Below are 14977 nucleotides of genomic sequence, written 5' to 3' on the forward strand. Positions count from 1 at the left end.
CAGGCAGCCGTCAGCATCCCGGTGCATCAGGTCAAGAGGAAAAGCCACTACATGGAAAAAGGCCCGGCGATTGCCGGGCCTTTCTAGGTCACTCGCCCTTGGCGGCATGCGCCTGTTGGTCGGCGTGATAGGAGGAGCGCACCAACGGGCCCGAGGCGACGTTTTTGAAACCCATCTTCTCGGCTTCGTCGGCGAACCAGGCAAAAGTGTCCGGATGGACGAAGCGCTGCACCGGCAGGTGGTTGCGCGAGGGCTGCAGGTACTGGCCGAGCGTGAGCATGTCGATGTCATGCTCGCGCATGCGCTGCATCACCTCGATGACCTCCTCGTCCGTCTCGCCGAGGCCGAGCATGAGGCCGGACTTGGTGGGGATACCGGGCACGCGCTCCTTGAACTTCTGCAACAGGTCCAGCGACCACTCGAAGTCAGACCCCGGACGCGAGGAGCGGTACAGCCGCGGCACCGTTTCCAGGTTGTGATTGAAGACATCCGGCGGCTCGCTGGCGGTGATGTCCAGAGCGATGTCCATGCGCCCGCGATAATCGGGCACCAGGGTTTCGAGCTGGATCGATGGCGACAGCTTGCGGATCTCCCGCAGGCAGTCGGCGAAATGCTGGGCGCCACCGTCGCGCAGGTCGTCGCGATCCACCGATGTGATCACCACGTACTTCAGACGCATGTCGGCGATGGCCTGGGCCAGGTTCTTCGGCTCGTCCGGATCGAGCGGCTTCGGCCGGCCATGCCCCACATCGCAGAACGGGCAGCGACGCGTACAGATGTCGCCCATGATCATGAAGGTGGCGGTCCCGCTGGAGAAGCATTCGCCCAGGTTCGGGCAGGAGGCTTCCTCGCAGACGCTGTGCAGCCTGTGCTTGCGCAAGGTCTGCTTGATATTCTCGACCTCCGGCGAAACCGGGATACGCACCCGAATCCAGTCGGGCTTCTTCGGCAACTCGTCGGTGGGAATGATCTTCACCGGGATGCGCGCCACCTTCTCGGCGCCACGCAGCTTGACCCCCGCCTCGACTTTCGCCGGTCGCTTGTCCGTCGTTTCAACAGTACTCATAGCTTTCGATTCCGCCCGCAAGGGTCTTCTGTTGCGTATAGCCAAGGTGGTCGGCGAGACGATCGCGCAAGCTGTGCGCGACCTCTTCCAGTTCGACCGGTTCGGCGATGAGGTCACGCAGCTGGGTCATGGCCAGCCCGGCATAACCGCAGGGGTTGATTCGCCGGAAGGGCTGCAGATCCATGTCCACGTTAAGCGCCAGGCCGTGGAAGGAGCGTCCGTTGCGAATGCGCAGGCCGAGGGAGGCGATCTTCGCGCCATCGACGTAGACGCCCGGGGCATCGGCCTTGGCCGCCGCAGTCACGCCCCGCTCGGCGAGCACCTCGACGATGCTCTGCTCGATCAGCGAGACCAGCTGGCGAACGCCAATGCCCAGCCGCCTCACATCCAGCAGCAGGTAGCAGATCAGCTGGCCGGGACCGTGGTAGGTCACCTGCCCTCCGCGATCAGCCTGCACTACCGGGATCTCGCCGGGGGACAGCAGGTGCTCGGCCTTGCCGGCCTGGCCCTGGGTGAATACCGGGGGATGCTGCAGCAGCCAGAGTTCGTCCGGCGTCTGCGGCCCACGCTCGTTGGTGAAACGCTGCATCGCGCGCCAGGCGGTCTGGTACTCGACCAGACCGCACTCGCGCACGACAAGCTCGCCAGACGCCATTACAGGACCATATGCACGCGGCCGGTCGCCCGCAGGTCCGTGTGGATGGCCTGCAGCTGCTCGACGCCGGTCGCGGTGATCAGCACCTGGACGGAGAGGAAACGCCCGTTGCGACTGTCGCGCAACACCACGCTGGACTCGTCCAGTCCGGGCGCATGCCGCTGAATGACTTCGATGATCAACTCACGGAAGCCGTCACCGGCATCACCGATCACCTTGATCGGGTAGCGCTCGCAGGGAAATTCGATTTTCGGCGCCTGGGCGTCGTTAGAGGTATCGGTCATGAGACGGACCCGTGATCCGCAAGGCGCACCGGCGGCCTGGTGAGCACCGGTGCGCGAACGCGTCAGTTGAACAGGCTGAAGAAGAACAGGCGAATACTATCCCACAGACGACGGAACAGCCCACCCTCCTCCACGGCTTCCAGCGCGATCAGATCGCTGGTGTGCAGCACCTGCTCACCCTGCTTGACCTCGACCTTGCCAATCACCTGGCCCTGCGCAATCGGTGCGATCAGCGTATCGGCGAAGCTCATCGAGGCCTGCAGCTTGTCCAGCTGGCCGCGCTGCAGAGTCAGCGTCAGGTCTTCGGCCAGGCCAGCCTTGACCTTGTCCTGCTCGCCTTTCCAGACCTGCTGCTGCGCCAGCTCCACACCCTTCTGGTAGAAGGTCCGGGTTTCGAAGAAGCGGAAGCCGTAGGTCAGCAGCTTCTGCGTCTCGGCCGCGCGGGCCTGCTCGCTGTTGGTGCCGAACACCACCGCGATCAGACGCATGCCGTCACGCACGGCCGAAGCGACCAGGCAGTAGCCGGCCTCTTCGGTGTGACCGGTTTTCAGGCCATCGACGGTCTTGTCGCGCCACAGCAGCAGGTTGCGGTTCGGCTGCTTGATGTTGTTCCAGAGGAACTCCTTCTGCGCATAGATCGCATAGTGCGCCGGGTCCTCGTGAATGATCGCGCGCGCCAGCTTGGCCATGTCGGCAGCCGAGGAGTAATGCTCGGGATGCGGCAACCCGGTGGCATTCATGAAATGGGTGTTGTTCATACCCAGGCGCTGGGCAGTCGCGTTCATCAGGTCCGCGAAGGCCTCCTCGCTGCCGGCGATATGCTCGGCCAGCGCTACGCTGGCATCGTTGCCGGACTGGATGATCACGCCATGCAGCAGGTCGCCCACCGAGACCTGGCTATTGACCTGGATGAACATGCGCGAGCCGCCCGTGCGCCAGGCCTTTTCGCTCACAGTGACCATGTCGCTGTCGCTGATCTGCCCCTTCTTGATTTCCAGGGTGGCGATGTAGGCGGTCATCAGCTTCGTCAGGCTCGCCGGCGGCAGGCGCTCGTCGCCATTGTTTTCCACCAGCACGTTGCCGCTGGCGGCATCCATCAGCAGATAGGACTTGGCGGCCAGCTGCGGTGGTGAGGGGATGATCGGTGCCGCCCAGACCGCCGGCGCGATCGTCAGCAGGGCCAGGACCATGAAGCGTTTCAGGTAAATGGTGATGTTCATCCGGTTCTCGATGGGTTGGTGTATCGGGTGCCACGAAATGGCGCGGACTCAGTCAGCCTTGACTCGCCGGGGCTGACCGAGATTGGCAAGCCGCACGCTCTGCTCGAGCTGTGTGGCCTCACTCTGCGTCTTGATCGGCCCAAGCCTCACACGATGCAGAATCTGCTGGTTGTGCACGACCGAGCTGACGAACACCGGCGCGGTGACCACGCCCGCCAACTTGTCCTTGAGCAGTTCGGCGGCGTCCGGATTGGCAAAGGCGCCGACCTGCAGATACAGCCCCTCGTTACCGTTCGCGCGCTGCGAGGCGGGCTCGACCTCGACCGGCAGCACGGCCGCGGCGTGTTGCTGCGGCGGCGGTGTATAGCGCTCGACCGGCTGAGCGATGGAGCCAGCCGCCGGCTTGGCGGCCGCGGGCTGGGCCAGCACCATCGGCACGGCCTTGCCGCGCGCCGCCCACCACTGCTCCGGGTCGATGCCCTCGACCTTGACCCGCGCCGTGCCGCTTTCGGCGTAACCGAGCTTCTTCGCCGCGGCAAAGGACAGATCGATGATGCGATCGGAATAGAAGGGCCCGCGATCATTGACCCTGAGCGTGACGCTGCGGCCGTTGTCCAGGTTGGTCACCTTGACGTAGCTCGGCAACGGCAGGGTCTTATGCGCCGCGCTCATCCCATACAGGTCGTAGGTTTCGCCATTGGCCGTGGCCTGGCCATGAAACTTGGTGCCATACCAGGACGCTGTGCCGACCTCCGCATAGCGCCGGCCATCGTTCATCGGGTAATAGGTCTTGCCGAGCACCGTGTAGGGATTGGCCTTGACCGGGCCGTAATGAGGCATCGGCGTGGCATCGGGGATCTGCGAGACATCGACGTCCCACCAGGGCGCGCCATCCTTGTGGGGCCTGGCGTAGCTCCCAGCGGCGCCGGCCTGGCCGCCGCTCGTATCGCGCGGCCCCGGAGCAGACGAGCAGCCGGCCACGACCACGCAGGCAAGCGTCAGCGCCGACAGCCCGCGACGTGCCTTCATAGCGTCGCTCCCTTGGCTTGCGCGAGCTTCTCGGACAGCTGATGCACTGCCATGGCGTACATCACGCTGCGGTTGTAGCGCGTGATCACGTAGAAATTCGGCAGGCCGACCCAGTATTCGTCACCCTCGGCGCCTTCCAGGCGAAAGGCGGTTACCGCGGTGCCATCGGCCACCGGCGTATCGGTACGCCAGCCCAGGCCACGCAGCGCGGCGGCATCGAGCACCGGCTCGAGACCGACTGTCAGCCCCTTCTCGTGTTCCGGGCCGTCGACCTCGGCACGTGCGACCACCGGCTCGCCAGCCACCCAGCCATGCTGCTTGAAATAGCTCGCGGCGCTGCCGATCGCATCGACCGGATTGCTCCAGATGTCGATGTGGCCGTCGCCGTCGAAATCCACCGCATAGGCGCGGAAGCTGCTCGGCATGAACTGTGGCAGCCCCATCGCGCCGGCGTAGGACCCCTTGAGCGTCAGCGGATCGACCTGCTCCTCACGGGCAAGCAGGAGGAATTCCTTGAGCTGCTGGCGGAAGAACGGCTGGCGCGGCGGATAATCGAAGCCCAGCGTCGACAAAGCATCGATCACCCGGTAGTTGCCAGTATTGCGTCCGTAGAAGGTTTCGACGCCGATGATCGCGACGATCACCTGTGCCGGAACACCGAACTCGGCCTCGGCGCGCGCCAAGGCCGCCTCGTTCTGCCGCCAGAAGTCCACCCCCTGGGCGATGCGCGAGTCGGTGATGAAGATCGGACGATACTCCTTCCACGGCTTGACCCGCTCGGCCGGCCGCGAAATCGCGTCGAGGATCGCCTGCTTGCGCTGCGCCTGGCCGAACAGCTCGTGCAGCTGCTCGGCCGCGAAGCCGTATTCCTGGGTCATTTCGTCGATGAACTGGTCCACCGCCGGGCCCTGGTAGTCGCCGGCAATGGCCGACTGCGCGCCGGCGAAGACGCCGACCAGCCCCAGCATGCGGAGCGTTCGCGTCATCCAGACACGCGTTGTAGGAATCAAGGAATTCACTCTCATCAAACCTGGGCGATCCACTTGCGATGGGTGTGGATCGACATCAAAACCCCGAACCCTGACAGCAGGGTCACCAGCGAAGTTCCACCGTAGCTGATAAAGGGAAGCGGCACCCCCACCACGGGCAGCAAGCCGCTGACCATGCCGATGTTGACGAAGACATAGACGAAGAACGTCATGGTCAACGCACCGGCGAGCAGTTTGCCAAACAGCGTCTGTGCCTGCACGGTAATGGTCAGCCCCCGCGCGATCAGCAGCAGGTAGAGCACCAGCAACAGGCAAACGCCAACCAGCCCGAACTCTTCGGCCAGAACGGCAATGATAAAGTCGGTATGGCTTTCCGGCAAAAAATCCAGGTGCGACTGGGTGCCGAGCAGCCAGCCCTTGCCGAATACGCCGCCCGAGCCGATCGCCGCCTTTGACTGGATGATGTTCCAGCCGGTACCGAGCGGATCGCTTTCCGGATCGAGAAAGGTCAGCACGCGCTGCTTCTGATAATCGTGCATGACGAAGTACCACATGCCGACGGCGACCGGCACCAATGCGGTCACCGCACCGAGAATCCAGCGCCAGGGCAGCCCGGCAATGAACAGGACGAAGGCGCCGGACGCGAGGATCAGCAGCGAGGTCCCCAGATCAGGCTGCTTGAGAATCAGCACGAACGGCACGACGATCAACGCCAGGCTGACCAGCGTGTGCTTCAGCCGTGGCGGCAGGGGGCGCGACGACAGATACCAGGCGATGGTCATCGGCATGATGATTTTCATGAACTCGGACGGCTGGAAGCGGATCACGCCCGGAATGTTGATCCAGCGCGTCGCCCCCATCGCGGTGTGCCCGAGAAACTCGACGACCAGCAGCAGCCCGACCACCACCAGATAGCCCAGCGGCACCCAGCGTGCCATGAAGCGCGGCTCGAACTGTGCGATTACCAGCATCGCGCCGAGGCCGAGGCCAAAGGAACTGGCCTGCTTCATCAGCAGGTCGAGGTTCTTACCGCTGGCCGAGTAAAGGATGAACAGGCTGGCCGCCGCCAGCGTCAGCAACAGCAGCAGCAACAGCCCGTCGATGTGCAGGCGCTGCAGCAGCGTGGCCCGGCGACGCATCACGTCCTCGCGCGAAAGCGTGCGATCGAAGGTACCGCTCATGATTTTTCGCCTTCCGCCTTGGCCGCAGGCGCGTATTCCGCCTTCAGCTGACCACTGTCGTCGAGCAGCCAGGCGTCGAGCACCGCCTTGGCGACCGGGGCGGCCACGCCCGAGCCGGATTCGCCATTCTCGACCATCACCGCCACCGCAATCTCGGGGTCCTGGACCGGGGCGAAGGCAACGAACAGCGCATGGTCGCGATGCCGCTCGGCCAGCCGCGAGCTGTCGTACTTCTCGCCCTGCTTGATCGCCACCACCTGCGCCGTGCCACTCTTGCCGGCAATGCGGTAGGCGGCGCTGTCGCCAACCTTCTTCGCGGTACCACGCGGGCCGTGCAGCACCTGCTCCATGCCGTGGATCGAGTAGTCCCAGAACTTCGGATCGCGCAGCTCGATATCCGGCATCGGATCCGGATCCACCGGCGGCTCGCCGCCGATGCGCCGGGCCAGATGCGGACGAATCCACTTGCCGCGGGTAGCCATCAGCGCCGTGGCCTGGGCCAGTTGCAACGGCGTGGCCTGCATGTAGCCCTGGCCGATACCGAGAATGACCGTTTCGCCTGGGTACCACGGCTGCCGGTAACGGCTGCGCTTCCACTCGCGCGAAGGCATCAGGCCGGCGGTTTCCTCGTACATGTCCAGCGCCACGCGCTGGCCCAGGCCGAAGCGCGACATGTAGTCATGCATGCGATCGACCCCAAGCTTATGCGCCATGTCGTAGAAGTAGGTGTCGTTGGAACGCATGATCGCCAGCTCCAGGTCCACCGAGCCGTCGCCGCCGCGGTTCCAGTTGCGGTACTTGTGCTTGACGTTCGGCAACTGGTAGTAGCCCGGGTCGTAGACGCGGCTGGTCGGCGTGATCACCCCGGCATCCAGCCCGGCGATCGCCATCATCGGCTTGATCGTCGAACCCGGCGGATAGAGCCCGCGCAGCACGCGGTTGTACAGCGGGCGGTCGATCGAGTCGCGCAGCGCACCGTAGTCCTTGAAGCTGATGCCGGTGACAAAGAGGTTGGGATCGAAGCTCGGCTGGCTGACCATCGCAACCACCTCGCCGGTCTTCGGCAGCAGCGCCACGATCGCACCGCGACGCCCGGCCAGTGCCGCCTCGGCAGCCTCCTGCAGTTTCAGGTCGAGGGTCAGCGTGATGTCCTTGCCGGGCACCGGGTCGGTGCGCTTGAGCACGCGCAGCACGCGACCGCGCGCGTTGGTCTCCACCTCTTCGTAGCCAACCTGGCCGTGCAGCACGTCCTCGTAGAACTTCTCGATGCCGGTCTTGCCGATGTGATGGGTGCCGGCGTAGTTCACCGGATCCAGGCTCTGCAGTTCCTTTTCGTTGATCCGCCCGACATAGCCCACCGAGTGCGCGAAATGCGCACCCTGCGGGTAGTGGCGGACGAGCTGGGCGGCGACTTCGATGCCCGGCAGGCGGAACTGGTTCACCGCGATCCGCGCGATCTGTTCCTCGCTCAGCTCGTACATGATCGGCACCGGCTCGAACGGCCGCCGCCCCTGCAGGACACGCTTCTCGAACAGCTCACGCTCTTCGGCGCCGAGCTCGAGCACCTCTACCACGCGGTCGAGGACTTCCCGCCATTCGCCGGCGCGCTCGCGGGTGACAGTCAGGCTGAAGCTCGGCCGGTTGTCGGCGATCACCCGCCCGTTGCGATCGAAGATCAGCCCACGGCTCGGCGGAATCGGCTGCACATGGACGCGGTTGTTTTCCGACAGCGTGGAGTGGTAGTCGAACTGGATGACCTGGAGAAAGTACATCCGTGCCACCAGCACACCGGACAGCAGCAGCACGACGAGCGCGCCGACGATGATCCGGCGGCGGACCAGCAGTGCGTCTTTTTCGTGATCCTTGAGCTGAATCGGCTGCGGCATGTCGAGCGCTTCGGCGAACTACTTGTGATAGGGGTGACCGGACAGAAGCGTCCAGGCGCGATAGATCTGCTCGGCAACCAGCACGCGCACCAACGGATGCGGCAGGGTCAGCGGCGACAGCGACCAACGCTGCTCGCTGCGGGCACAGACCTCCGGTGCCAGCCCTTCCGGGCCGCCAACCATGAGGTTGACGTTACGTGCGTCCAGTCGCCAACGGTCGAGCTCGGCGGCCAGCTGTTCGGTGCTCCAGGGTTTGCCATGCACCTCCAGCGTGACGATTCGCTCGCCAGGCTGGACGCGCGCCAGCATGGCCTCACCTTCCTGGCGAATCAAGCGCGCGACGTCAGCATTCTTGCCACGCGTGTTGAGCGGGATCTCGGCGAGCTCGAGTGGCAGCTCGCCGGGCAGCCGGCGGGCATATTCCTGCCAGCCCTCCTCCACCCAGCGCGGCATCTTCGAGCCGACGGCGATCAGGCGGACGCGCACACCTACTCCGCGGACTGACCGTGCTGGGCGCGACTCTGTTCGGCGCCCTGCCAGAGACGCTCGAGGTCATAGAACTGCCGGGTCGGCACCTGCATGACGTGAACGACCACATCGCCGAGGTCCAGCAGGGCCCACTCGCCGCCGTCCAGCCCTTCGCTGCCGAGCGGACGCACGCCCTGCTCCTTGACCTTCTCCAGGACGTTCTCGGCCAGCGCCTTGACCTGGCGGCTGGAGGTACCGCTGGCAATCACCATGTAATCGGTAACGCTGGTCTTGCCTCGTACATCGATGACCACGATGTCCTGGCCTTTCAGATCTTCCAGCGCGGCAACCGCCAGCTGGACCAGTGCTTCATTTTGCATAGGGGAAAACAACCTCAGTTCGACGCCCGGTACAGCCCGTGCGCGTTGATATAGGCCAGGACCGCATCGGGCACCAGGAAGCGCACCGACTTGCCACTGGCCAGCAATTGACGAATCTGCGTGGCAGACACCTCCAGTGGTGTCTGCCAGACAAAGGCGATCTGCCCGGCCGCGCCGGCGAGCGCCTGTGGATCGGGCACGCTGCGCGCCGCCACCAGGTCCTGCAGCGCCTGCGGCGCCTCGCTGCCGGCATCCGGCCGCTGCAGGACCAGGATATGGCAGTAGTCGAGCAGTTCTTCCCAGCGATGCCATGTTGGCAACCCGCAGAAGGCATCCCAGCCCACGATGAGCAGCAGCTGATCTTCGGCTGCCAGTTCGGCGCGCAGCGAGATCAGCGTATCGAGCGTATAGGACGGCCGGTCGCGCTCCAGTTCGCGCGCATCGACCGCCAGCGGCGGCAGGTCCGCCACCGCCAGCCGGACCATGGCCAAGCGGTCCTCGGCCGAGCAACTGGGCGTCTCCCGGTGGGGCGGACGCGCGTTGGGAATCAGCCGCAGCTCGTCCAGATCGAACATTTCGGCCACCTCCAGCGCGCCGCGCAGGTGGCCGATGTGCACCGGATCGAAGGTTCCGCCAAGGATGCCGATGCGCCGAACCATCAGGTGCGAATATGCCCGTCGCCGAGCACCACGTATTTCTCGCTGGTCAGCCCTTCCAGGCCGACCGGCCCGCGTGCATGCAGCTTGTCCGTGGAAATGCCGATCTCCGCCCCCAGGCCGTACTCGAAGCCGTCGGCGAAGCGGGTCGAGGCGTTGACCATCACCGAACTGGAATCCACCTCGGTGAGGAAGCGCCGCGCATCGGTAAAGTTCTCGGTGACGATCGCGTCGGTGTGCTGCGAGCCGTAACGGTTGATGTGCTCGATCGCCGCGTCGAGCGAATCGACCAGGCGGATCGACAGGATCGGCGCGTTGTACTCGGTCGCCCAGTCCTGCTCCGTGGCTTCCAGCACATCGGCTCCCAGCAGCGCCCGCGTTGCGGCGCAGCCACGCAGCTCGACGCCCTTGTCGCGATAGATCGCGGCCAGCGGCGGCAGCACCTCAGCAGCGATCGCCTGGTGCACCAGCAGGGTTTCCATGGTGTTGCAGGGCGCGAAACGCTGGGTCTTGGCGTTGTCGGCGATGCGGATGGCCTTCTGCGGATCGGCCGCCACGTCGATGTAGACGTGGCAGATGCCGTCCAGATGCTTGATCACCGGCACTCGCGCATCACGGCTGATGCGCTCGATCAGCCCCTTGCCGCCGCGCGGCACGATCACATCAACGTATTCGGGCATGGCGATCAGCGCACCGACAGCCGCGCGGTCGGTGGTCTCGACCACCTGCACGCTGGCTGCCGGCAGCTCGGCCTCGAGCAGGCCCTGAGCGATGCAGCGGGCGATGGCTCGATTGGAATGGATCGCCTCGGAACCGCCGCGAAGAATGGTCGCGTTGCCGGACTTCAGGCACAGGCTGGCGGCGTCGATGGTCACGTTCGGCCGCGACTCGTAGATGATCCCGACCACGCCCAGCGGCACTCGCATCTTGCCGACCTGAATGCCCGACGGCATGTAGCGCATGTCGCGGATCGCGCCGATCGGATCGGGCAGCGCCGCGACCTGGCGCAGGCCTTCGATCATGCTGTCGATGACCTTGGGCGTCAGCGCCAGGCGATCGAGCATCGCCGCGTCCAGGCCGTTGGCCCGCCCCTGGGCCAGATCCTGCTCGTTGGCGGCGACCAGTTCGTCGCGCGCAGCGTCCAGCGCGCGAGCAGCGGCCTGCAGGGCGCGGTTCTTCTGTGCCGTGCTGGCACGGGCAAGCACCCGCGAAGCCTCTCGTGCGGAGCGGCCCAGACGGGTCATGTAGTCGAGTACGGACTCGGTCATGGTATGGCTGGCCTGATCTGGAGGGAAAGCGGCTGATTATAGCCAGGCGCGTCGCCCGCGCCCAGCGGCGTCGACCGAAGGCCCGGTTGTTGCAGCGGGTAAAGAATTCGCCGGCCGAGGCCGCCAGGGCGCGGCTATCATCGCGGCACGCAACCGCTCATCGCATCGGTGGTCGAAATCGTTCCGTAGCAAAGGAAGTCCTGCATGGGCCATTGGCTCGACTCGCTCACCGCCTGGCTGGCTGCCAACCCGCAGTGGCTCGGGCTGACCCTCGTCATTGTCGCCTGCCTGGAATGCCTGGCGGTCGTCGGCCTGCTGGTGCCCGGCACGGCGCTGGTTCTGGCCCTTGCCGTGCTCGCCGGCAACGGCGTGCTGAGCCTGGGCGAGACGCTGCTGCTGGGCTATGTCGGCGGGCTGCTCGGCGACCTCCTGTCCTATGCCCTGGGTCGGCGCTATCACCGCGGCATTCGCGGCCTGCCCGGTCTGCGCCAGCACCCCGAATGGCTGGAAGGCGCGGAGGCCTACTTCGCCCGTTATGGCGTCGCCAGCCTGCTCGTCGGCCGTTTCATCGGGCCGCTACGGCCGATGCTGCCGATGACCGCCGGCATGCTGGACATGCCGTTCGGCCGCTTCCTGCTGGTCAGCCTGGTCGCGGCGGCCGGCTGGTCGATGGCCTACCTGATGCCCGGCTGGACGGCCGGCGCCGCGATGCGCCTGCCTCTGGCCGAGGGCTTCTGGGGCGAAGCCGCGATCGTTGCCGGCGGCACCTTGCTGGTGATCGGTCTGATCGTCCACGGCAGCCTGCGGCAGTTTCGCTGGATCACCCTGCTGGCCGCCGGCGCGACCCTGGCGCTGCTGGCCGGCCTGTTCTTCGGCTGGCCATACCTGAAGATATTCGACGAAGGCCTGCTGGCCGTCATCCAGGGTGAGCGCAGTGCGGCCATGGACCAGGCGATGGTGCTGATCACCCGCCTGGGCGACTTCCACACCCAACTCTGGGCCGCCACCCTGCTCAGCCTGCTGCTGCTGACGATGCGTCAGTGGCGCGCGGCAACCTTCGCCGTCAGCACCCTGCTCGGCACCGCACTGGCCAATGGCGCGCTGAAGGCGACGTTCGCGCGCCTGCGCCCGGAGGTACTCAGCGAGCCTCTGACCAGTTACAGCTTTCCCAGTGGCCACAGTTCGGCGGCGTTCGCCTTCTTTCTCGTGCTCGGTGTGCTGGCCGGTCGCGAGCAGCCACCACGCATGCGGCTGACCTGGCTGCTGCTGGCCTGTCTGCCGGCCACGGCGATCGCCCTTTCACGCATGTACCTGGGTGTGCACTGGGCCACCGACGTACTGGCCGGCGCGCTGCTGGCCGCCACCCTGTGCGCGACCAGCCTGACCCTGGTGCAGTGGCATCGCCCGCTACCGGCGCTCAGCGCGCGTGTCTGGTGGCTGCTACTGCCGGCCTGCCTGGCGTTGCTCGGCGCCTTCGCCGCCTGGCGCCTGCCGGATGCGCTGCAGCTCTACCACTACGTGGCCGGCTGACCTGCGCTAATCGGGCACATCGCCCTGCAACCGTTCCAGCCACTGTTGGATCAGTTGCAGGCGCTCGGCGGGCTCGTCGGTCGCGAGCAACTGGAGCTTCTGTGCGGTTTCGAACGGCAGCAGGTAGGCCAGTTTGCTCGCCAGCTCGGCCTGCCCGCGGATTTCGCCCGGCATGCCCAGCGTTCGCACCATCGGGTGCTGCCCGAGCGCCTGCAGCAGCACCAGCAAGTCCTCGTACTGGGCATCGAGCGCCCGGTCGCAGACCTCGTCGCGCCAGCTCACCTCGGCGACCAGCAACTGATCGCGCTGCACCTCGGTCGACTGCACATCGAAACGCCGGCCCCCCTCGACGCGAATTCCCAACAGGCCATTGGGGCGCTGCTGCCAGTCGCGAATCAGGGCCTCGCAGCCGACCATGGCATGGGCGCTCGGCGCCGGGCCCACTTCGTGACCCTCGAGAATGCGCACCACGCCAAAGCCGTGGCCGGCCTTCAGGCAGGCGCTGACCATGTCCAGATAGCGCGGCTCGAACAGCTGCAGATCCAGTACGCAACCGGGAAACAGCACGGTATCGAGCGGGAACAGCGGCAGATTCATAACGGCTCCATCACAGCAACAGGGATACCACCAGCGGCAGCAGCACGGCGGTCATCACGCCCATCAGGCTCATCGCCAGCGCGGCGAATGCACCGCACTCGTCACCCTCCTGCAGCGCCTGGGCGGTGCCGACCGCGTGTGCGGTCAGGCCGAGCGCCATGCCGCGGGCCGCAGGATGGAGAACCCCGCAGCGGCGCAACAGTTCCGGCCCCAGGATCGCGCCGAGCACGCCGGTCAGCATGACGAACACCGCCGCCAGCGCGACCACGCCGCCGATCTGCTCGGCCACCAGCATGGCGATCGGCGAGGTCACCGACTTCGGCGCCAGCGTCATGAGAATCATCTGGTCGGCACCGAACAGCCAGGCCAGACCCATGCCCAGCGCCGTAGCCGCCGACCCGGCCACCAACAGGGTCACCACGATCGGCACGAAGAGTTCACGGATACGCCGCATGTTCAGGTACAGCGGTACCGCCAGCGCGACGGTCGCCGGGCCGAGCATGAGCGTGAGCAGGCGCGAACTGCCGGCGTAATCCTCATAGGCCAGGCCACACAGCAGCAGGATGGCGATGATCATCAGCGCCGAGACCAGCACCGGCTGCAGGAACACCCAGCGCGTCTTCTCATAGGCGGCAAAGGCCAGCTGGAAGGCGGCCAGCGTGATGCCGACGCCGAACAGCGGATGGTGGATCAGCGCCTGCCAGGCGGCGTGCCATTGCAGGGCCGTCATGCCTGTTCCCTCTGGCGCTGCTGCCGACGAATCAGCGCCTGCATCAGCCGCCCGGTCAGCACCAGCGACAGCAGCAGCGAAATCACCAGGGTGCCGACGATTGCCCAGAAGTCTTCGAGAATCGCCTCGGTATAGACCATCACGCCCACCGCCGGTGGTACCAGCAGCAGCGGCAGATAGCGCAGCAGACTGCTGGCCGCCAGCTGGATGGAGTCGCTGGCGCTACCTCGGAGCAACAGCGCGAGAAACAACAGCACCATGCCAATGATCGGCCCCGGCAGCATCGGCAGCACGAGCACGTTCACGACGGTGCCAAGCAGCTGGAACAGCACCAGCCAGGTCAAGCCGCGAAGCAGCATAGAAAAGCCTCCCGTTGAAATGCAGCGAGTATAAGCCGCCCGTGCCAGGCGGCAGGAATATCGGCCGGCGTGCGAGCTATGCCCGGGCATTCGTGCAGGTCATGCGAGTTGTCGCCCACTCGATGGCGTGCTGATCTAGCCGGACAACAACAAGTCTCAGGAGGTCACATGCCGCAGGTACCGATCGAACAACTCAAGGATTACATCGGCAAGGAACTCGGCCACTCCGACTGGCTGACCGTCGACCAGGAGCGAGTCGACCGTTTCGCCGACTGCACCGGCGATCATCAGTTCATCCACGTCGATCCGGAGCGCGCGCGCGAAACTCCGTTCGGCGGCACCATCGCCCACGGCTTCCTCTCGCTGTCGCTGATGCCGATGCTGATGGAAGGCCTGATGGTCACGCCCGCCGGCACCCGGATGGGCGTCAACTACGGGCTCGACAGCCTGCGGTTCATCCAGCCGGTGCGCGTCGGCTCGCGGGTTCGCCTGGCGCTGACGCTGCTCGACGCCTACGAAAAGAATCCCGGCCAGTGGTTGCTCAAGGGCCGCGCGGTGATGGAGATCGAGGGCGCGGAGAAGCCGGCCTACGTCGCCGAGACCCTGGCGCTCTGCATTCTCTGAGCGTCACCCATGGCGCTGGCGCGTCCTGCGCTTTGCGGCATACTCAGGGCATCCT

At 65.7% G+C, this 14977-nt stretch carries 17 protein-coding genes; 2 read left to right on the forward strand and 15 right to left on the reverse strand.

Features of this window, described 5'->3' with window-relative positions:
- Positions 1-88: 88 nt before the first annotated feature.
- From lipA to AC0KXH_RS17145, 12 genes are all read right to left on the reverse strand, one after another.
- On the reverse strand, positions 89-1066 hold the full coding sequence (lipA, locus tag AC0KXH_RS17090) for a lipoyl synthase (RefSeq protein ID WP_061341401.1): 978 nt from the start codon (positions 1064-1066) through the stop codon (positions 89-91).
- Complete coding sequence (gene lipB / locus AC0KXH_RS17095) at positions 1053-1721, reverse strand: lipoyl(octanoyl) transferase LipB (protein WP_237145704.1); 669 nt, start codon at positions 1719-1721, stop codon at positions 1053-1055. Before lipB ends, lipA begins: the two co-directional genes overlap by 14 nt.
- Entirely contained in the window at positions 1721-2005 is a 285-nt protein-coding gene (locus AC0KXH_RS17100; RefSeq protein ID WP_041108102.1) for a DUF493 domain-containing protein, read from the reverse strand. Before AC0KXH_RS17100 ends, lipB begins: the two co-directional genes overlap by 1 nt.
- Positions 2006-2067: 62 nt before the next feature.
- Positions 2068-3225, reverse strand: coding sequence for a D-alanyl-D-alanine carboxypeptidase family protein (locus AC0KXH_RS17105; RefSeq protein WP_041108104.1), 1158 nt, complete (start codon positions 3223-3225; stop codon positions 2068-2070).
- Positions 3226-3273: 48 nt separating this feature from the next.
- Positions 3274-4254 carry a septal ring lytic transglycosylase RlpA family protein gene (locus tag AC0KXH_RS17110; RefSeq protein WP_043222159.1) on the reverse strand — a complete coding sequence of 327 codons (981 nt, stop codon included), beginning with the start codon at positions 4252-4254 and terminating at the stop codon, positions 3274-3276.
- The gene (gene mltB, locus AC0KXH_RS17115) at positions 4251-5222 is read right to left on the reverse strand and encodes a lytic murein transglycosylase B (RefSeq protein ID WP_488224621.1); all 972 of its coding nucleotides are present in this window, start codon (positions 5220-5222) and stop codon (positions 4251-4253) included. The genes AC0KXH_RS17110 and mltB overlap by 4 nt, the downstream gene beginning before the upstream one ends.
- Before the next feature lie 56 nt (positions 5223-5278).
- Positions 5279-6424, reverse strand: coding sequence for a rod shape-determining protein RodA (gene rodA, locus AC0KXH_RS17120; RefSeq protein WP_041108110.1), 1146 nt, complete (start codon positions 6422-6424; stop codon positions 5279-5281).
- Entirely contained in the window at positions 6421-8310 is a 1890-nt protein-coding gene (gene mrdA / locus AC0KXH_RS17125; RefSeq protein ID WP_041108112.1) for a penicillin-binding protein 2, read from the reverse strand. Before mrdA ends, rodA begins: the two co-directional genes overlap by 4 nt.
- A gap of 18 nt (positions 8311-8328) precedes the next feature.
- On the reverse strand, positions 8329-8796 hold the full coding sequence (rlmH, locus tag AC0KXH_RS17130) for a 23S rRNA (pseudouridine(1915)-N(3))-methyltransferase RlmH (RefSeq protein ID WP_041108114.1): 468 nt from the start codon (positions 8794-8796) through the stop codon (positions 8329-8331).
- Positions 8797-8798: 2 nt separating this feature from the next.
- Positions 8799-9158: a ribosome silencing factor gene (gene rsfS, locus AC0KXH_RS17135; RefSeq protein WP_041108116.1), complete on the reverse strand. Its 360-nt coding sequence runs from the start codon at positions 9156-9158 to the stop codon at positions 8799-8801.
- 14 nt (positions 9159-9172) lie between these two features.
- Entirely contained in the window at positions 9173-9817 is a 645-nt protein-coding gene (gene nadD, locus AC0KXH_RS17140) for a nicotinate-nucleotide adenylyltransferase (RefSeq protein ID WP_041108118.1), read from the reverse strand.
- The gene (locus tag AC0KXH_RS17145; RefSeq protein ID WP_312198971.1) at positions 9817-11082 is read right to left on the reverse strand and encodes a glutamate-5-semialdehyde dehydrogenase; all 1266 of its coding nucleotides are present in this window, start codon (positions 11080-11082) and stop codon (positions 9817-9819) included. The genes nadD and AC0KXH_RS17145 overlap by 1 nt, the downstream gene beginning before the upstream one ends.
- Before the next feature lie 204 nt (positions 11083-11286).
- Between AC0KXH_RS17145 and AC0KXH_RS17150 the strand changes: the two genes are divergently transcribed.
- Positions 11287-12612 (forward strand): bifunctional DedA family/phosphatase PAP2 family protein, encoded by a 1326-nt coding sequence (locus AC0KXH_RS17150; RefSeq protein ID WP_488223759.1) that lies wholly within the window; start codon positions 11287-11289, stop codon positions 12610-12612.
- A 6-nt stretch (positions 12613-12618) separates the two neighbouring features.
- On the opposite strand, the gene AC0KXH_RS17155 is transcribed toward AC0KXH_RS17150, so the two are convergent.
- From AC0KXH_RS17155 to AC0KXH_RS17165, 3 genes are read right to left on the reverse strand one after another with little or no spacing between them, the layout of a single operon-like run.
- The gene (locus AC0KXH_RS17155; protein WP_213151349.1) at positions 12619-13209 is read right to left on the reverse strand and encodes an LON peptidase substrate-binding domain-containing protein; all 591 of its coding nucleotides are present in this window, start codon (positions 13207-13209) and stop codon (positions 12619-12621) included.
- A gap of 10 nt (positions 13210-13219) precedes the next feature.
- Entirely contained in the window at positions 13220-13939 is a 720-nt protein-coding gene (locus AC0KXH_RS17160; RefSeq protein ID WP_041108126.1) for an LrgB family protein, read from the reverse strand.
- Complete coding sequence (locus AC0KXH_RS17165) at positions 13936-14298, reverse strand: CidA/LrgA family protein (RefSeq protein WP_041108128.1); 363 nt, start codon at positions 14296-14298, stop codon at positions 13936-13938. The genes AC0KXH_RS17160 and AC0KXH_RS17165 overlap by 4 nt, the downstream gene beginning before the upstream one ends.
- A 168-nt stretch (positions 14299-14466) precedes the next feature.
- On the opposite strand from AC0KXH_RS17165, the gene AC0KXH_RS17170 reads away from it, so the two are divergent.
- Positions 14467-14922, forward strand: a complete 456-nt coding sequence (locus tag AC0KXH_RS17170) for a MaoC family dehydratase (RefSeq protein WP_061337559.1) — start codon at positions 14467-14469, stop codon at positions 14920-14922.
- The last annotated feature ends 55 nt before the right edge of the window (positions 14923-14977 follow it).

The organism is Stutzerimonas sp. CXK-1 (genome assembly GCF_057738225.1).